Annotated in this window: 12 protein-coding genes; 9 read left to right on the forward strand and 3 right to left on the reverse strand. The window is 35.6% G+C overall.

Annotation, left to right across the window (positions count from 1 at the left end):
• Nucleotides 1-111: 111 nt before the first annotated feature.
• The 8 genes from ACLJX0_RS14720 to ACLJX0_RS14755 all read left to right on the forward strand — a co-directional run bounded on the left by ACLJX0_RS14720 (nt 112) and on the right by ACLJX0_RS14755 (nt 13941).
• The gene (locus tag ACLJX0_RS14720; RefSeq protein ID WP_410881505.1) at nt 112-2883 is read left to right on the forward strand and encodes a TonB-dependent receptor plug domain-containing protein; all 2772 of its coding nucleotides are present in this window, start codon (nt 112-114) and stop codon (nt 2881-2883) included.
• Between the two features lie 13 nt (nt 2884-2896).
• Nucleotides 2897-4123, forward strand: coding sequence for a DUF4876 domain-containing protein (locus tag ACLJX0_RS14725; protein ID WP_410881507.1), 1227 nt, complete (start codon nt 2897-2899; stop codon nt 4121-4123).
• A gap of 12 nt (nt 4124-4135) precedes the next feature.
• Nucleotides 4136-5671 carry a DUF6850 family outer membrane beta-barrel protein gene (locus ACLJX0_RS14730; protein ID WP_410881509.1) on the forward strand — a complete coding sequence of 512 codons (1536 nt, stop codon included), beginning with the start codon at nt 4136-4138 and terminating at the stop codon, nt 5669-5671.
• Nucleotides 5672-5686: 15 nt separating this feature from the next.
• Nucleotides 5687-6829 carry a cytochrome-c peroxidase gene (locus ACLJX0_RS14735; RefSeq protein ID WP_410881511.1) on the forward strand — a complete coding sequence of 381 codons (1143 nt, stop codon included), beginning with the start codon at nt 5687-5689 and terminating at the stop codon, nt 6827-6829.
• Between the two features lie 381 nt (nt 6830-7210).
• The gene (locus ACLJX0_RS14740) at nt 7211-10039 is read left to right on the forward strand and encodes a TonB-dependent receptor plug domain-containing protein (RefSeq protein ID WP_410881513.1); all 2829 of its coding nucleotides are present in this window, start codon (nt 7211-7213) and stop codon (nt 10037-10039) included.
• Nucleotides 10040-10053: 14 nt separating this feature from the next.
• Nucleotides 10054-11268 (forward strand): DUF4876 domain-containing protein, encoded by a 1215-nt coding sequence (locus tag ACLJX0_RS14745; protein ID WP_410881515.1) that lies wholly within the window; start codon nt 10054-10056, stop codon nt 11266-11268.
• Between the two features lie 14 nt (nt 11269-11282).
• On the forward strand, nt 11283-12800 hold the full coding sequence (locus tag ACLJX0_RS14750) for a DUF6850 family outer membrane beta-barrel protein (protein WP_410881516.1): 1518 nt from the start codon (nt 11283-11285) through the stop codon (nt 12798-12800).
• A 1-nt stretch (nt 12801) separates the two neighbouring features.
• Nucleotides 12802-13941, forward strand: coding sequence for a cytochrome-c peroxidase (locus ACLJX0_RS14755; protein ID WP_410881518.1), 1140 nt, complete (start codon nt 12802-12804; stop codon nt 13939-13941).
• A gap of 140 nt (nt 13942-14081) precedes the next feature.
• On the opposite strand, the gene ACLJX0_RS14760 is transcribed toward ACLJX0_RS14755, so the two are convergent.
• The gene (locus ACLJX0_RS14760) at nt 14082-14963 is read right to left on the reverse strand and encodes a helix-turn-helix domain-containing protein (protein ID WP_410881520.1); all 882 of its coding nucleotides are present in this window, start codon (nt 14961-14963) and stop codon (nt 14082-14084) included.
• Between the two features lie 757 nt (nt 14964-15720).
• Entirely contained in the window at nt 15721-16248 is a 528-nt protein-coding gene (locus ACLJX0_RS14765) for a GNAT family N-acetyltransferase (protein ID WP_410881522.1), read from the reverse strand.
• 216 nt (nt 16249-16464) lie between these two features.
• On the opposite strand from ACLJX0_RS14765, the gene brnQ reads away from it, so the two are divergent.
• Nucleotides 16465-17772 (forward strand): branched-chain amino acid transport system II carrier protein, encoded by a 1308-nt coding sequence (gene brnQ, locus ACLJX0_RS14770; RefSeq protein WP_410881523.1) that lies wholly within the window; start codon nt 16465-16467, stop codon nt 17770-17772.
• 35 nt (nt 17773-17807) lie between these two features.
• On the opposite strand, the gene ACLJX0_RS14775 is transcribed toward brnQ, so the two are convergent.
• Nucleotides 17808-18758 (reverse strand): 3',5'-cyclic-nucleotide phosphodiesterase, encoded by a 951-nt coding sequence (locus tag ACLJX0_RS14775; protein ID WP_410881525.1) that lies wholly within the window; start codon nt 18756-18758, stop codon nt 17808-17810.
• Between the last annotated feature and the right edge of the window lie 854 nt (nt 18759-19612).

Consider the following 19612-nt stretch of genomic DNA (forward strand, 5'->3'; position numbering starts at 1 on the left):
AAGTGCAGTTTGTGAAATTAACATTTCATTGTTTCAAATTAGTCTAAATAAGTTGTTTATCAGATAGATACAAAATACATTTGCATCTCAAAAGATTAAAATCACGGGGTGATGCATAGTACGAATAAACGCTTTATAATCAGTAAAGTAAATTTACTTTACTTGTTTTTTTTCTTTACATGTAGTGTCTTGGCACAACAGGCCTTGGACGTTCAAATACAGGTTGTAGATGAAAACAAACAAGGGATTGCGGAAGCCACCGTAACAATGCGAAATAATCTACATCAGTATATGGGGTTGACAGATGAAACAGGAAGAACTCATCTTCGTGTAGCACCTGGACAATACCAAGTGGCTTATTTTCATATTGCTTATCACAGTAAAGAAGTATCCAAAAATATTATTGGTAAACAAACAATAGAAGTAACCTTAGTCCCGTTGGTGAAAGAATTACAAGAAGTGATTATCACAGCGGAAGAAGGAAAAGGATTTTCAACCAAATCAGTGATTAATCGCAAAGCCATGGAACACCTGCAACCCTCAAGTTTTGCAGATCTAATGGAACTTCTACCAGGAGGATTGGCAAAAACACCCAATTTAACCAGTACAAATGTCATTCGAATTCGAGAATTTGGATCGAGTATTTCAGGCTATTCAACGAGTTCTTTAGGAGTACAGTTTGTCATGGATGGAAATGTATTGAATTCCAATATGGATATGTTACAAGCGGTGAAAGATGATCAAGGGGCGGTAAGAAAAAGAAATACCAATGGGTTAGGGGTGGATATGCGTACGCTGTCAACCAATGATATCGAAAGCGTTGAAATCATACGGGGTATTCCAACGGTAAGCTACGGTGATTTAACTTCTGGACTCGTCCTGATTCACAGAAAAAGTGGCTATACCAAATGGCAAGCCCGTATTAAAGCAGATGGCTACAGTAAATCCTATTATGTAGCGAAGGGATTTGAAGTAACGCCCACTTGGAGTTTAAATGCAAGTCTTGACTATTTAGATGCTTTGTCCGATCCTCGCGATGTGTATGAAACCTATAAAAGAGTTAACGCCTCTATTCGATCCAAAAAAGTGTTTACGCTTGGAGAACATACACTGGAATGGCGATCTAATTTGGATTATAGTGTTAATATAGATGAAGTAAAAGTAGATCCAGATACAGGATATTTAGCTACCGATTCTTATCAGAATCAACGCCAAAAGATTAGTTTTTCTAATAATTTCGATTATAAGTTTCAATCTGGAGGGTGGTTAAAAAATATTAAACTGACTACCAATATCAATCAGGGCATCGAAGACATTAAACAAAGTATATTTGTCCAATATGGCGGACCTACTTCTGTGTCAATTGCCACGGAGCAAGGGGTAAATGAGGGGTATTTCCCAGAACTTAGTTTTGTGTCTCGTACCAAGACAGAAGGACGCCCTTTAAATGCGAATGGAAAATTAGAAACAAATTTAGGCTTTCAAACGGGAGTGCTGAAACATGAGGGTGAAGCAGGAATTGATTATAAATATTCCCATAATTATGGTCGCGGGGAAATGTATGACCTTTTGACTCCACCTTCCACGAAATCTACAACGAGACCGCGTGCGTATAAAGATATTCCAGCGTATCAAAACCTAGCTTTTTTTGCTGGAGACAAAATGAGCACATGGATAGGGGAGCACAACCTTGGACTTTATGGGGGAATTCGTGTATCAAAAATGTTGGGACTTAATCACAACTTTGATTTGAGTAAAAAGGTGTATGTCGAACCTCGTTTTATTTTCCAATGGGGACTACCTACAATCAAGTTAGGAAATCAGGTATTGAAAACGGATGTAACCTTAGGGTATGGGGAATTGTATAAACAACCCACCGGATTAATGCTGTATCCTAATAAAACTTACCTCGATTTTACTCAATTAAACTTTAGACCGGTTGATTCGGACTATCAATCCGTCAACTATATGACCTATGTAGAAGATGTAACCAACCATCAATTGATGGCTGCTAAGAATGTGAAAAAAGAAATTCGACTGGATCTGAACTATGCGAAACACGATTTCTTTATTACCTATTTTGACGAGAAAATGTCCAATGGTTTCCGCGGCGTTTTGAACTATAAAATCTATCAATACAAACGATATGATACCTCTGGAATTGATCTAGAGAATTTGACTGACAAACCTGTGTTAGAAGAACTACCTTATACAGAGCGTGCGGTTTTGCAAGGTATAACCAAACGCGAAAATGGAAGTAGTACCCATAAACAGGGAATTGAATTTGGATATAGTTCCCCGCGATTCGAAGGGATTAATACCCGATTTACCCTAAGTGGAGCTTGGTTTAAAACGGTCTATATTAATTCAGTGCCTGTTCAGGAAAAACCAAGTAAATCCTTAGCGGGAGAAGATTATGCTTTTGTTGGGGTTTATAAAAGTGATGATGGTAATAAGGTCAACGGGATGAATTACAACCTAATTGTAGATACTTACTTGCCTGCTTTAGATATGAATATTTCGGCTTCTTTCCAAGGCGTTTTATTTAATAGCGATACTCGTGAATGGAAAGAAGATCAACCCATCAGCTATTTTGGAGCAGATGGTGTACTACATGATTATACAGACGCTGATCGAAAAGATGGGTATTTACAATGGTTGGTGCGCAATGTCTCGACAACAGAGAACATGAATAGACATTACACGTTTGATATTCGCGTCAATCTAAAAGTATCCAAGCGAATCTACAAGGATATAAAAGCCTCGCTATTCGTCAATAAATTGTATGCGTATATGAGCCCTTATACGTTTAATAAGACCAAAATATATCGAAAAGACATGACAACCCCTTATTTTGGAATGGAACTTACTTATAATTTTTAATACATAAATCAAAATGAAAAAAAGTTTAATTACCTTGTGTTTCGCGCTATTAAGCGTGGCATTTGTTACAACAGCCTGTAGCAGTGATGACAGTAGCATTGAAAATACAAAAAAGCAAAAAAGCACACTAAATATCTCTTTTAAAGGAGCAGATATTGAATCAGTAACAAACTTAACGATAGATTTCCTAGAGACAAACTCAGGAGCAAAAGGAGATAAAGTTATCACAGAACCAACAACGGCTATTATCCTAGATAAAGGATCGTATAAAATTTCAGTAAACGGAAAAGTGGTATTGAAAAACGGAGAAGAAGTTGAAGTAGGAGGAAATGCTGCGGTTGATTTAGTACAAGATGAGCAAGCGGTTGTAATTGATTTAATTATCAAAGCATTTAGTGAAGACTTTATTATTGAAGAGGTGTTCTTTACTGGGGTGAAAACAACAGAAGGAAAACCCTATAACAGTGGACGTTATTTTAAATTGACAAATAATACAGACAAAGTTTTAAAAACTGGAGGATTGTTAATTTGTCAATCTGAATTTAATACGACACTTAACCACAATGTAACACCAGATATTAAAAGCGAAGCTTTTGCTGTACAAGCGGTTTTAATGATTCCTGAAGCCTATTCGAAAGAGGTACAACCGGGTGATTTTATCGTGATTGCCGATATGGCTCAAAATCACAAGAAAGCTAATATTCCTGCTTTTGATTTAAGTGGTGCAGATTACGAATTCCCTAATTTAGATAATCCTCATTTAGGTCAAGTGGATAATCCAGCCGTGCCTAATGTTGTTGTGATTTATACCCAAATGAATTACAATATGTTCTTCTTACATAACCAAGGGGCAGAAAGTTATGCGATTGCTCGTTTCCCAGAAGGTGTATCAGTAGAAAACTGGAATGCTGATTATGTATATGAATACGAGTATTTAAATCAAGCTGGAAATATTACCAAGAAAAAAACATTAAAAATAATGAATACTTGGATTCTAGATGGGGTGAACTCGGCAGTTACTGAAAAATGGGTACACAATACCTTGGATGCTTCTATTGATAGTGGTTGGACAGGATGTGGTACAATTATGTCGGATCCAACGCGTTTTGGAAATTCAATTCGCCGTAAAGTAATCGGAAAAATGGAAAATGGAAAGAATATGTACAAAGATACGAACAATTCTACCATCGATTTTGTTCGTGACTCAGAAGCAAGTTTTAGAAACGGAATTGTACATTAATAAAGTGTAATCTTGAGGAAGTATGCTATTTTTTGGCTGTTGTTTTTCATTAGTGCGGTAGGAAGTATACAAGCACAAGATAGCTTGTTCACGTATGATCGCATGATACTCCAACAACAATCCAAACAAAACTTTAAAAGAGACTATTACTATAATCCAGTACATCAACTGGATTATAGTGATTTCTCATTTTCTGATATTCTTGTTGGTTATCAACAGGATAAAAAGGAGTTATACCCCTTACAAGAAGGCTCGGGTATAGATGGTGTTCAAATTACCGCGTCCTCCTATAAGAAATTGAGCAATAACCGCAGGGTCTGGGGAAATGTGAGGTATCAAAAAAACACACAAAAAGCGATGCAGTGGAATAATAATCTCGATGTAGATGTATTGGGACCTTATGTACTCGCGGACTCCACAAGCAACAGTATGAAATATGAAGCCTATGAATTTGCTGGAGGATATGCCAAAAAAATACAGCGATTTTCCTTGGGAATAGAGGCAAGCTATCAAGCGCATTTAGGATATAAGAGTAGAGATCCAAGGCCCAAAAGCATTTCTTCTCACATGCAACTAAAAGGAGGAATTGGCTATGATATTACCAAAGATTGGATGGTTAGTGCCCATGGATTATTTGCTAACTATACCCAAGATACAAAGATTGTTTTTGCTAATCAAACCCAACGTGCAGCTTTATATCAAATGAATGGACTGGGAACGTGGAGCAGATACTTTAGCGGAAAAAGTACGGGAACAGAAATTGAACGCAACAAGTATGAATACGGAATGGATGTCGAGAATAAATCGCTTAACTTTATTGTTGGAGCAAGTAAGGGAGCATCAAAACTCAAGCGATTTAGTACTGGAACATCCTTGAAAAACTCAGACAATAATGCAGAAACGAATCGATTGGAAGAAACGTATTCCAACGTGTATCTCTTGAAATTTTTTAAGCTAGACAAGGATCAAATTGGACTGAAGTACAAGTATTCCAAAGGGAAGAAAACAGGGATTGAAGTTTATTATACAGATAATGACGCAGCAGGTTTAACCAAGCTAATGGAGAAAAAAATGTATAAGTACACGGATACCAACCATCTCGTTGAAGGAAGCTATGAGCTAAATAGAGAAAAAAGTCAGCTAGTAATCCAACCTTTTTGGAAGCACCAAAAAACAACCGAATTGCTCCAAGAAGCCAATACAAAACAAAGTTTTACATATGCGTATTATGGAATAAATTTAGCCTATACTCAAACGTTAACTGCAACGACAACCGTAGCAGTGCTACCAACCTTTACTTATCGAAAAACAAGTCAAGCCAGCAACCAGCTGAATTTTGAGACAACCAAACCAGCAATGAAAGAATGGCTATTGAATGACTTTGAATACTTATCGACAGATTATATGTATTGGGGTGCAACAGTCAAGTATGCCCTAGAAAAAATAGAAAAAGCCCCGATGTTTGTAGCGATAAGCTACCATCAGATGGATTTTAAAACAAATAAACAAAACAACTATGTAAGCGTAACCTTAGGGGTGACGTTTTAATTGAGCAACAAAAACATGAATAAGAAGCTAATCATTGCCCTTTTTTTGAGCCTCGGGGGACTGTTAAGTTTTACACAGGCACCGAAATTGTTGAATTCAAGTGACCCAGAATACAAGGCAATTATTGATAGTTATAAACAATCGATATCAGCGTGGCCAAAACCAACAATTGACGAAGGAGTAGATTGGGAAGAATTTGTTAGTATTCAACGTGATACGGCTTTTTTTACTACCCAAGAAGTGCCTGAAGTTATTTTGGGGAAAATGCTTTTTTTTGATCCAAAATTATCCAAGTCAAGCCAAATTTCGTGTAGCACCTGTCATGACCCAGCCATGGGATGGACCGATCGAAGAGGCGTAGCGCTTGGACATGATCACTTAGAAGGGATGAGAAATACGCCTAGCTTATACAATATCGCAAATCGCACGGTTTTCTTTTGGGACGGGAGAGCAACAAGCTTAGAAGAACAAGCCAGTGGACCACTTAGCGCGCACAATGAAATGGCGATGGATGTTGATTTATTGCCTGAAAAGTTGAAGAAAATAGAGGGGTATAAACCCTTATTTAAAGCAGCATATGGTGATGAAATCATTACTTATGAACGCATTGTGGGAGCTTTGGCTACTTTTCAACGAACAATTAAAAGCCAGCCGAGTCGAGTTGATCTTTTTGTCGATGGTAAATACGATGCCTTAACGGACCAAGAAATCTACGGGATGCATTTGTTTAGAACCAAAGGACGCTGTATGAATTGCCATCATGGTCCGGATTTAACGGATGATCAATTTCACAATATTGGATTGACTTATTATAAAAGAAAATTTGAAGATTTAGGGCGATATAATATCACGAAAGATCCCAATCATGTAGGGCAGTTTAAAACTCCATCTTTGCGTGACTTACTGCTAACTCGACCTTGGATGCACAACGGTTTTTTCGATAATCTAGAAGGAATCGTCAATATTTACAACAGTGGCATGCATATGATTGATCCAAAGCCAGAACAAAAATTGGCGGATCCTTTATATCCCGTAACAGATTCACTCATGCAACCACTAAAGTTAAACCGAGAGGAAGTGAAAGCTATTGTTGCTTTCTTAGAATCTTTATCGGGTAGCCGATATAAAATGAGAAGACCTGATTTTCCAAGAGAGTAAAAGGATTTGCATAGTCAAAATAATAGGCTAATTAGGTCTTTATTACGAAAGTTTCTATCCGATATACTTCGTTTATATCCAATAGAAAAAAGATCGAATACTCCGCATGCTACTATTTATATTGTTTTGAACAAACGCATCGGAGCAATGTAGAATTAAAAATTTTAATTTAAAAGAGATTATGATTAAATAATCTCTTTTTTTGTATTCTTTTTGAGTGGAATTTAGAAAAATTTATCCTAGGTTTATTTTTTTTAACATATTGATAGGTAGGTTTTTATGTGTATTTTAACAGGTGAAAAAATATTTAAAATAGTTCTAAATAATATTGTTTAGAATGATTTTAGATAATACATTTGCAGTCCACTAAATTATGTTGTGATGTTTAAATACCTTACTCAATTCACACAATCGAACCAATTAATTTTTACTTTATTTATTTTTTTGCTGTACTGTTCTAGTTATAGTCAGCAAACAACTTCTTCCGTATTAGTTAAAGTAGTAGATCAAGAGGCACGTGCTATACATACTGCTGTTGTCGCTGTAAAAAATGAAAAGACAACTTTCTATGAAGTAACCGATGAAAAGGGAGAGGTGACCGTAAACGTGCAGCCCGATCAATATAGTATAGAAGTACAACATGTCACTTATTTTCCTTATGTACAACAAATAACCATTTTTGAAAATCAAACGATTAATGTTGTACTCCATACAGTAACCAATCAATTGGAAGAAGTTGTGATCACAGCGAAAGAAGGAACTGGATTAACGAGTACTTCAGTCATTAATCAAAGAGCGATGCAGCATTTGCAACCCTCTAGTTTTGCAGATCTAATGGAGCTTATTCCTGGAGGAAGAGCGCAAGATCCATACCTTAGTGGAGTAAATAAAATACAATTGCGAGAGGTAAGTCGCGCTGAATTAAATACTGGAGGAGTGGGAAGTAGGCAATACGACACCCATGCCTTAGGTACACTATTTGTTGTCGATGGAGCACAGTTGAATTCAGGAGCTAACTTACAATATACCTATAATTTCTTAGATAATGTTGGATCTGCTGTGAATAAAAGAATCAGTGTAAGCTCAGGAGTAGATATGCGAACTATTTCTACAGATCAGATTGAACAAGTGGAAATCATCAGAGGGATTCCATCTGTTGAATATGGTAATCTTACATCTGGAGTGGTCAAAATCACGAAGAAAAGCGGATATTCAGCTTGGCAAGCCCGTTTTAAAGCGGATGGATACAGCAAGCTTTTTGCTGTAGGTAAAGGATTTGAATCCAAAGATAATAGCTTTAAAGTAAATCTAGGAGTAGATTATCTTCGCGCAACACCAGAACCGCGAAATGATTTAGAAAATTACAACAGACTAACGGGAACTTTGCGCTTGAGTAAAGATAAATACTTGGCAAATGGCAATCTTTTTTCTTGGGTGTCTAATGTCAGTTATACCGCCTCAATAGATGAATCAAAATCGGATCCAGATATTGACTTAACAGGAGTAAATGAATATAAAGTTGACAACCAATTCTACAGCATTAGCACAAGTTTTACTTACGAAAATAACAACGAATCCTTTTTTAAAGGAATTGAATTACAGACCACATTAAATCAGCGATTTGATAAAATCAGTGAAACAAAATTTGTTCAGTTAGAAGGAGCTACGGCCTTACCTTTATCAAAGATAGAAGGCGAATTTGATGGGTTCTATCCTGCAGCAAGTTACGTTGCAAAAGGAACAGTAGAAGGAAAACCACTTGATGTTTTTGCTAAATTAATTAGCTCGTTTCACTATGAAAAAGCAAGTATTGCTGCAGATGTACGCTTAGGTGTCGACTGGCAGTACAGTAAAAATAACGGAAAGGGGCAAGTATATAATCCTTATAAACCCTTAGATCCAACATCTGCCTATAGAAATAGAGCGTATAAAGAGATACCCGCTTATGTGACAACTGCATTATTTGCCGAACACATCGCAACAACAAAAATAGAACAACACAAGTTGACACTTGCTTTAGGGGTTCGTGGATCTATCATGCAAAATTTATCTCGTGATTTCGCAATGAGCGGCAAAGCGTATGTCGATCCACGAGTAAATCTGCAATGGACTTTACCTCCATTTTTCTTAGCAACAAAAGAAACGAAGATAGACCTGACCCTGGGATGGGGACAACAGCGATTATTCCCTGATTTAAACTTACTTTATCCTGAACTATTCTACAAAGACATACAGCAGCTTTCTTATTTTCACAGTAATCCAGCCTACCGTGTAGTAAATTATAAAACCACAGTATTTAATCCACAAAATACACAGTTAACTCCAGCCTTAAATACTAAAATTGAAGCAAGAGTAGATGTTGATTGGGGATTTCATCAGTTATCTGTGACGGTGTTCTCGGAAAAAATGAACAATGGATTTCGTACAATGAATCAATATGGACTGTACCAATACAAAAAATATGATGTTTCGGGTATTGACCACGATAAAGTTACCCAAGCACCTCATAAAGAAGATTTACCTTATCAAGAGTTTCAAGAAAATTTTCTATATAATGTATCGCGTAATGGTAGTAGAACCGATAAAGAAGGAATTGAATTTCAATACAGTTCCAATAGAATTCCTGTAATCAATACGCGTATTACAATGAATGGCGCTTGGTTTAGAACAAAATACAGCAATAGCTCTGCCTCATATCGTCGAGGAAAATCAGACGCCAATATCAATGGTAAACCTTACCCGTATCTAGGACTATATGAAGAAATGGAGCCAAAGAGTCAGTATGAACAACTAAATACGACCCTTTTCTTTGATACTTATATTCCGAAGTTGGATATGCAATTCTCTACTTCTTTTCAAATGAATTGGTATTATTTGAGAAAGAACGAACCATTGAATGGGATTCCATCCTATTATGTCGATACAGACGGGCAACTCTTACCCTTTGATGCAGTACAAGCACAGGGAACCCTATTGGAACAACTGATTATTCCTCAAAATGACTTGGCAAACAAAAAAAATCGCACGCCTATGATTATGGATGTTAATTTAAAATTGTCCAAGAGTTTTAGAAATAAGCAAATCAGAGTAGCCATGTTCGCAAATAAACTCTTTAGTTACTATGCTCCCTATGTTGTAAATGGAGCTAAAATCAACAGAAAGGGATTACAAGACCCTTATTTTGGAATGGAAATTAATTTTAATCTATAAATACAAATACAAAAATGAAAACAAGATTATTACAGTTGGTAACCCTTTTACTTGTTGTTTTAGGACTACAAGCTTGTTCTTCTGATGACAATAGCCAAGGAAACGAACAAACGTTAGTTACCTTTTTAATCAATGATCCGAAAGATACCAAAATGGAGGATATAAAAGAGCTTACGCTTCAATTGATAGAATTAAATTCAAATGCAAAAACAACGCTTGTTTATCAAGCGGATAAAAAAATACAAAAAGCACTACCTACAGGAACCTATGATATCAGTGTGGAAGGAGTGATTACTCACTTAGTGAATGGTGTATTGGAAGAGAGCAAAGTCAGCAACTTCATTAAAGGTGTGATTGTTTCTGGTCGTGAAATGACACAACCTATTGATCTTATTTTCAAAGGTACTAGCTCAGGCTTTGTAATTGAAGAAATATTCTTTGCCGGAAGTAAAACACCAGAAGGAAATCAATACACGATGGATCAATATTTTAAAATCACTAATAATTCAGATGAGGTATTGTATTTAGACGGTTTGTTATTTGCACAATCTAAGTTTATGACAAACGAAAAACAAGACTATACGCCAAATGTTATGGATGAAGCATTTTCTGTAGGAGTCGTTTTACAATTCCCTGGAAAAGGAAACGAACATCCGGTTGAGCCAGGTCAATCTGTAATCTTTGCTGAAAATGCCATTAATCACAAAGAGTATAATGCAAATTCAATTGATTTAACGAATGCTGATTTTCAAAATTATAGAGAAGGTGTACATGATGTAGTTGGATTAAAAGCAAAAAATATGATCAACATATACGATGAATTAGTCATTAATATACAAGGAAGTTACGCCTATGCTCTAATTCAATTGCCAGAAGGAATGACTGCTGATCGCTTAATCGTTGAAAATCTATATGATTTTACCTATGATTTTGTTTTTGATGGAGAACGTTATCCCATGGATGATTCAGCCTTAAAGATTCCAAATAGCTGGGTAATGGATGTTGTAAACCTGGGAACAGCCTCAGAATATTTATGGAATGTAACTTCTCCAGCATTGGATATGGGATACACCTATGTAACACAACACACCGGTGATGAAGGACGCTATGGAAAAGCAGTGCGCAGATTCACAATCGGTCAAAATAACAAAGGATTGAATATTTTAAAAGATACAAACAATTCTAAAGTAGATTTTCAGCCAGCAGTGAAACCTTCCTTATTTAAATAAAATAGTAGCGTAAGATGAAGCACTCTCATTGGGGAATTAGTCTTTTTTTCTTTTTTACTTTCGCTTGGACCTATGGGCAACAGACAGATTCACTAGCATTAAAGATCAAAGATAATCAGGATGTTATATATCAGTTTCGTAAATCGCTGTATGATAATCCAGCGGCATATCTAAATTATAGACAGTATAATCTTACTTCTTTTGATTTGTCAAAAGAAGTAAGTAAAAAATCAACAACACTAGCACAAGAAGGTAAGAATGTCGAGCGCTTATTTTTTCGTGCAAATGCGTTTAATCGTTTAGACGAAAAGAGTGCCGTTTGGGGAAATGCGTCTTATAACCAAGGAAAACGACAAAATATCCAATGGAATGAAAGTGCAGATTATGAATTAATCTTCCCCTATGTAGTGGCGGATAGTGTTGGGGGAGATATGAAATTTGAAAATTATGAGATTCAAGGAGGGTACGTACAGCAAATAGGAAAATATAATATAGGAGTTTCAGGATTTTACAAGGCAAAACTAGAATATAGAAATGTAGATCCACGACCAAAAAACCTGGCAACCCAAGTCGGAGGAAGTCTTGGAGGGAGTCGTAATTTTGATCAAAACTTCTCGATAGGAATCCAACTAGAGATTGAAAAATATACGCAAAAACACAATATGAGTTTCTATAGCCCTACAGGCTTTCCCGTAATCTATGAAATGAACGGTATGGGAAATTTCAATAACCTACTCAAAGGAAAACGCAGACAAGCTTTTTACGATGGGTGGAAGTATGGAACTTCGTTTCAAATTTATGAAACACAACAAAATAAGTGGTTTTTAACGGGTGGAATACACGTGTTTAACTTTGAAAAGTTACTACCTGAATTCTACGACGTACAAGCTTCAAAAGCAAAAGATATCTTATATAAACTAACCGCAGGAAAATGGTTTGAATTCAATACGACAACAGTAGGCGTACTTTTTTATGGAAGTAAACAAACCAGAAAGGGCACCGAAAACCTATTTGTCAATGAAACAACAACCAATTTTATAAAGATCGGCCAAGAAGAAAGATATCGATATGAAGAGAGTCAAGTTCAGCTAAGCGGTGTGTGGAAATATCAAGAATCTCGCAACGAATATAGTGTTTGGCCCTTTGTAGGATGGACGCAACAAATAGAACGATATGCGCAACCCTATTCAAAAACGGAGGTTCAATCTATTAATTTTGGTGTACATGCGCAGTGGTTGCATACTTTTAGGAATGGAAGTTTGCTGACTGTTGAGCCTAGTTTACAACAAAAGCAAGTTCAAAATGAGAAGGCAATATTGACCTATGGAGTTAGTAATGCGATTAATCAAATGCTCTTAGACAACTATGAAGTGCAAATAGCTGATTATTGGATGGGCAGTTATAAAATTAAGTATGACTTTGCTTTACCTGGTTTTGTTGATGCTTTTGTTACAGGAGAGTATAAGTATCAACATTTTGATAAACTCAGCAAGAATAGCAGCATACTCGTAAGTCTAGGAATTACTTTTTAAAATGAAAAATAGAAGAAGAAAAATAGGAGTCATTAGTGGAGCATTGTTGTTTTTTTTTATAGCTACAAATTTCCAAAGTAATAAAAACGCTCCTTATACTGAAATCATCAATCAGTATAAAAAACCAATGGAACAATGGCCTTCTCCTGTAGTCGATAAAAGTGTTGCGTGGAAAGAATTTGAAGCCTTGTCTATTGACACCTTGTACTATGATACATTAGAATTACCAGAAGTCACGTTGGGACAAGCGCTGTTTTTCGATCCTAAATTATCGAAATCCAACCAAATATCGTGTAGTTCATGTCATGATCCAGAAATGGGATGGACAGATCACCGGCAAGTATCTTTGGGAAATGACCATTTATTAGGTGCGCGTAATACTCCTTCACTCTATAATATTGCGACGCGTACGTCTTATTTTTGGGATGGAAGAGCCTCTACGTTGGAAGAACAAATGATAGGTCCTTTATCCGCGCATCATGAGATGGATACGAATATTCAAACACTAGCGGCTAAATTGAAGAAAGTTAAAGGCTATCTGCCCTTGTTTAAAGCAGCGTATGGAGATGATGAGATCACCTATGAACGTATCGTTGGTGCAGTGGCAACTTTTCAAAAAACAATAAAAAGCCAACCAAGTCGATTTGATAAGTTTATTCAAGGTGAATATCAATATTTATCCGATCAAGAGATTTATGGGATGCATTTATTTCGCACAAAGGCAGGGTGTATGAACTGCCATCATGGGAAGTATTTAACAGATGAGTCCTTTCACAATATAGGGTTGACGTATTACAAAAGAGAATATGAAGACCTTGGACGTTACCATTATACAAAGCAAGCAGAAGATGTTGGTAAGTTTAAAACCCCATCTTTGCGAGACTTACTTCTTACAAAACCATGGATGCATCATGGATTAATGGATGATTTAGAGGGAATTGTAAATCTCTATAATAGTGGAATGCACATGATTGATCCAACTCCGGAAGAGAAGATGATAGATCCTCTTTTTCCCGTTACGGATTCTTTGATGAAACGCTTAGAACTAAACGAACAAGAAATAAAAGCGATTGTCGCTTTTCTCGAATCGTTATCGGGCAGTTATTATAAAATGCCAAGGCCTGATTTTCCTAGAGAGTAAAAAAAGATATTGAGGTAGTAGTCATGTACAGACTAATGCGAAAAATAGAAGAAGATAAAACGAGCTATTCCAAAAAGGAACGGCTCGTTTTGTATTAAATAAATGAATAAATGGTTATTGAAAATAGGAAAAAACGCCTCTTATTTACGCAGTTGCTTGGGAGAATATCCCGTATACTTTTTTACAAAGCTTGAAAAGTAGGTTGCATATTCAAACCCCAAAGAAAAAGCAATTTCTGCCACAGTTAATTCGGAGTTCTTTAATAAGCGTTGCGCCTCAATGAGTATACGTTCCTGAATTAACGCAGTTGTCGATTTACCAAAAGTTTGTTTGACAACATAGTTTAAATAATTGGTGTGAACTTCTAGTATCGCTGAGTAATCTGTTGCCGTTCTTAGGCGAATTGTTTGTTCTTTGTGCGTAATAGGAAACTGCTTTTCTAAGAGCTCCAAAAATTGGGAACATAACCGATTAGATGCATTGCGCTTCTCTGAAAAGGTAAATTCTCCCGTTAGTTTATTAGCCTGATGAATAATAATCTCAATATAGTTACGCAAAATTTCTTGCTTTAACGGATAGTCTTGCTGTTGCTCTAAAAGAATATTCTCAAACAAACTCTTTATCATTTTATCTTGTTCCTTCGTTAAGGAATAAATAGGAGTGGTTTGCAATGTCTTTAAGGTAGAGCGAATTTCATTGCTCTGGTACCCGAGAAACGTATTGGTAAACAAACAGAAAAAACCGTCCGGAGATTCTGATGTGGGCTCTAAGGTATAAGTAGATAATGGATTGGAGAAAAATAGGATAGGTCCAAAAAATTCTCGCATCTCGGTGCCGCAAAATAATTTACTATTTCCATTTAAATAAGAAACCTTATAATGTGTTTTTAGATTATAAGAAATTAAGTGTTCCTTTCCTTCTTTTTGAGAATAAACAGCGAATTCATTCGAATTCGTTTCGTGTAAAGGGATAGGTTCTTTATCAAGTAGTTCTAGTTCGAGTGTAGGGGTTAAGTACGTCATTTTTTTCGCTTCGTTTTTCTTAATACTAGTTTTCTGAATGCTTTTTGAATGCGTGTATACTATTATGTTTTTTGGTTATTTGTAAAAATATATATAATTACAGTGTTAGATTTGATGAAATGTTGTTATTTGTTGTGTTTTTTAGTTTTTTTATTTAAAATATTTAGATATTTAATGTTTATTCGTGATTTAAGTTGTTTTAATTATGTTTTTCGCTATTTTAAAATCTAGTAGACCAATTTTTTTTGTAAATAGATCAATTTAGTATCGTCAATGGAGTTTTTTACTAGTACTTTTTAAGTTTTTACCCTGTCAAGTCTTAAAAATGTAGGGAAATAGTTTAGGAGTTTTACTTCTAAAAAGAAAAAGAGAAGTCTTTTTGACAGCTATGTCTTTTATTAAAGAAGGCTATTTTCTATATAAAATTGTACAGATATAGGGGGAGAGTGAACGAAAAATGAGGTAAAGGATGCAAGAATGCTGTGTTGCCCCGATACATCCTAGTTTTACTAAAAGCATCGAGTTAATGTGTACAACGAAAACAACTGGAGAAGTAACCATATAGAGTGAACTTACAATCTCCTTCTTTTCAAATAAGAGATTTTTCTTCTTATTTGTTTATTTCCGCCTAAATGGAAATAGAAAATTGAGGATAGAAAAAATTGATAGCGGAATTCATATCCCCCCTAGAAAGGAGATTTATTCTCTAAACCAGTCAAAAATATAGTCAAAGAATTTAATCGGGTTATTGATCATGTCAACGAATAATCTGTTTGCTGTAAATGAGCTTTCGGTATTGCCCTGGAAGTGGCTCGACTCCATCATATTGATATCCACAACGCTCGAGTAAGTTTTTAGAAGCTATATTCTCGTCAAAGAGTTGAGCGCGAATAATCGTATGTGGTAGAGATTGCGCAATGAAAAGATCTAAACCTTGAAGTAATTCTGTCGCTAATCCTTGTTTCCAAAACTTTTCATGCAAGATGTAACCAATCTCTAGCGTTGTCAACGTAGATGGTGTACAGGGAAATAATCCCATTTCACCAATTAGTACCGATGTATTTTGATCTTTGCGTACAATTTTGTATAACCCTAATTGTTGCGGATACAAGGTAGTATTGCGCTGATACTTTTGTGCCAAATCCGCTGTAGTCCATTGTGCTTTGTTGTTGGGAATCCAGCGCATAGTGTTATGGTGATTATGGATAACCAACAAAGCTTCAGTATCTTGGGCTAAATCAATCGATTGGACGAGTAAGCGTGGGGTATCAAACAGTGTATTCATAAGAATATTACGAGGGTGAAATAAAAATACGAAGCCGAAATATAAGCTATCTTTTTCTTTTAAATAATAAAAAAAAGATAGTGCTATCTTGACTTAATATTTTATATTGTGCAATAAAATTCAAGTTCACTTAAGTATAGCATGATATTTGGTGGTGAATACTTGATTATCTTTTATAATTATAAAATAGAGTTGAATAAATTTTAAAAAAATATAATGAAAACGAAGTCAATTGGCAATATAGTAACGATAGGTTTTGCACTGTTCGCTATGTTTTTTGGAGCTGGGAATATTATTTTACCTCCTATTATCGGATTGTTAACTGGAGAGGAATGGGATTCAGCCGTTTTTGGCTTTACTATTACAGCAATTATAGCTCCTTTCTTAGGAATACTAGCGGTTTTGTTTTCTGGAGATGAATTTACCGATTTAGGGAAACGAATTAATAAAACAATTGGAATCATCTTAGCTACAGCAATTATCTTGAGTATTGGGCCACTGGTTGCTATTCCTCGTACAGCAGCAACTACCTTTGAAGTTGGTCTATTGCCGATTTGGCCAAATTTTAATCCTGTCATTTCCTCCATTTTATTCTTCGCAGTGACCTTAACTTTGTCAATATCTCCTTCCAAAGTGGTGGATATTATCGGAAAATACCTCACTCCTTTATTGTTAATCATACTGGCTATTATGATTGTTATGGGAGTACTTCATCCATTGGAGTCAACTGTAGATACTGGAATTGGTGCAGTTGAATCTTTCCGTAAAGGTTTTGCTGAAGGATACCAAACGATGGATGTATTAGCCTCCGTTATTTATGCGGGCATTATCATTTCTGCTGTAAAAGCAAAAGGATATACCTCGGAAGAATCAAAAACAAGAATAACCTTCTTGTCTGGGGCCGTAGCTACAAGTTGTCTTTTGTTTATCTATGGAGGATTGGTTTATCTTGGTGCTACTTCAGGTTATCCGTCTAACACAGATTTAAAACGAACCGAATTATTATTGTATATCTCCAATCACGTCCTAGGATCTCAAGGAACTATTGCTTTATCACTGTGTATTGCTTTAGCGTGTCTAACGACAGCAATTGCTTTGGTATGTGCTACGGGAACTTTTTTTAGCCATTTGACGAAAGGGAAAGTAAGCTACAAAACTATTGTTATTGCTACTTGTGTATTCGCTGCTGTACTAGCGGTAAACGGAGTGGATAAAATTATTGATTATGCCGGACCATTTTTAGGTATTATTTACCCGATTACCCTGACCTTAATCTTGTATGTTGTAATCTTTGGGAAAATAGTAAAACGCAAAATTCCTTTTGTAGGAGCCATTGCCACGACAACTGTTTTTGCCCTCGTGCAATTTTACATGGCCATGGTACTCGATCCAACAGTAGAAGAAGGATTGACATTTCAGTTGAATGAGTGTATCAAAAAGATTCCATTATACAACTATGACGTCCCTTGGCTACTTCCTTCCTTTATTGTGTTTGTTATTTTATATCTATTCAATCGAAACTAAAAAAAATCCCATTCTACTCTAGAATGGGATTTTTTTTAGTGTAATGTTATTCTTTCCCCTTGTTTTGGAAAAATATAGTGTAGCTGCAAGGGATTGTTTTCTAATAATTCGCGTTTAATCTCTTCTATTTGATTCCCTGAAGGTTTTAAATGAGTAACGATAATAGTCAAATCATTCAATTTTTCAAGGCCAGAGTATTGAGCGAGCTTGCTTAACTCTTCGTTTAGAAGTTTAGGAGTTAAATGACCAAACAATAAATGTTCTGGTTGACTATTAGGGAAAGATACTTCAAGTAAAATTGTTTTTAAATTCTTGTTTTGAACTAATGGAGCAATGTAGTCCCATATCGTGTCTAAATGATTTGTTTTCTCAATGCGATCCGCGCCCGTATCACCGAAGTATAATACATAATCATTGTTGTTGCGAAGTAGTATCGCAGAACTCTTTTGTGGATTGACATGACTTAATTCAAATAATTCCGCAGAAAATGGGGTATTGGCAATGGAGAACGATTGAAAAGGTTTTACCTTTTTATAGGTATATTTTCCTAAAATGGGAGATTCTCCCTCATTGCCAAAATTAGCCCAAGAAGCATTGGTGAAATAATTGTGTTTGAAAATCTCCGCGACAAAGGGCAAAGAGTAAATCGGTTTAGCTGTATCTTCTGGAGAATTGATAATTAATCCTGATAGGTGATCTAAGTGACCATGTGAAATAAAGTATCCTTTGATGTATTGTTGAAGCACAGTCTCAAATGAAACATCAAAAGCCCCCTTCTCAATGGACTTGTTTATTCCACTTCGTATTGTTCCAGCATCTAATGCAAGGTAGCTATTGCTGTTTTCAACCCCCACTAAATAACAAGATAAATTACTTTCGTCTCCACCTCCATAAACCCCTAGCGGAATAACCTCTAAATTTTGAGCCAATAGAGGAGAGGCTGTATAAAGTAAAAACGCAGAAAGTGTAAAAAATAATTTCTTCATTATATATGTATTTAGTACAAAAGTAAGAGCTTTTTTTGATGTTTGGCTTTTGATGTTTGTGTAGTATAGTCATTAGTAAGTAGATTTCTTCTCTATTATATATAGGGAATATTTTTTCTATATAAAGAAGAATCTTCCTTAGTATTAATTCACGGACAGAACCTTACGACATGCGCCCCCAAGAACCGCCCCTAACAAAAAAGCGAAAAAGCGAAAAAGCCAACCTCACCAATCTCACCAATTCCTCCAAAAAAACAAAAAAGCCATTCTCACCAATCCTCACCCAACCTCACCAATTCCAAAAAAAACTTTCCACCCTAAGACGCATCATACTAACCAGTTGCGGTTTTAATCAAAAATACTTTGTAAAAAAGGTTTAAAATAATTTGGAAGTGGCTAAAAAGGTACTACTTTTGCATCCGCATTAAACAAGCAGACGTTCATAGAAAAGCAGAAGAAAAAGACTTTAGATTAGCTAGAAATATTTTTAAAAAATAAATTTGGATAATTGAAATAAAGAGTCTTATCTTTGCAGTCCGCTTCAGTAAATACTGGGGATTGGTGAAAAACGGAGAGAAATATTTTTTCAAAAAAGTTTTGTCAGTTCAAATAAAGTTTTTACTTTTGCACTCGCTTTAGTAAACGAGCGATTTGAGAAAAAGGGAGGAAAAGTTTTTTCTAAATTTTTTTGTTAAATTGAGAAATAAGTTTTACTTTTGCACTCGCTTCGAAATTAAGTAGAAGAGAGATTAGAAATACGATCATAGACATATTGGACAACAGCATACGAAAAAAGAGAGTAAGGTGATTTTAGGATCACGAAATAAACTAGCTAACTTTTTACAATATTAAAA

It is taken from the genome of Myroides sp. DW712 (assembly GCF_046557355.1).
Taxonomy (GTDB): domain Bacteria; phylum Bacteroidota; class Bacteroidia; order Flavobacteriales; family Flavobacteriaceae; genus Flavobacterium.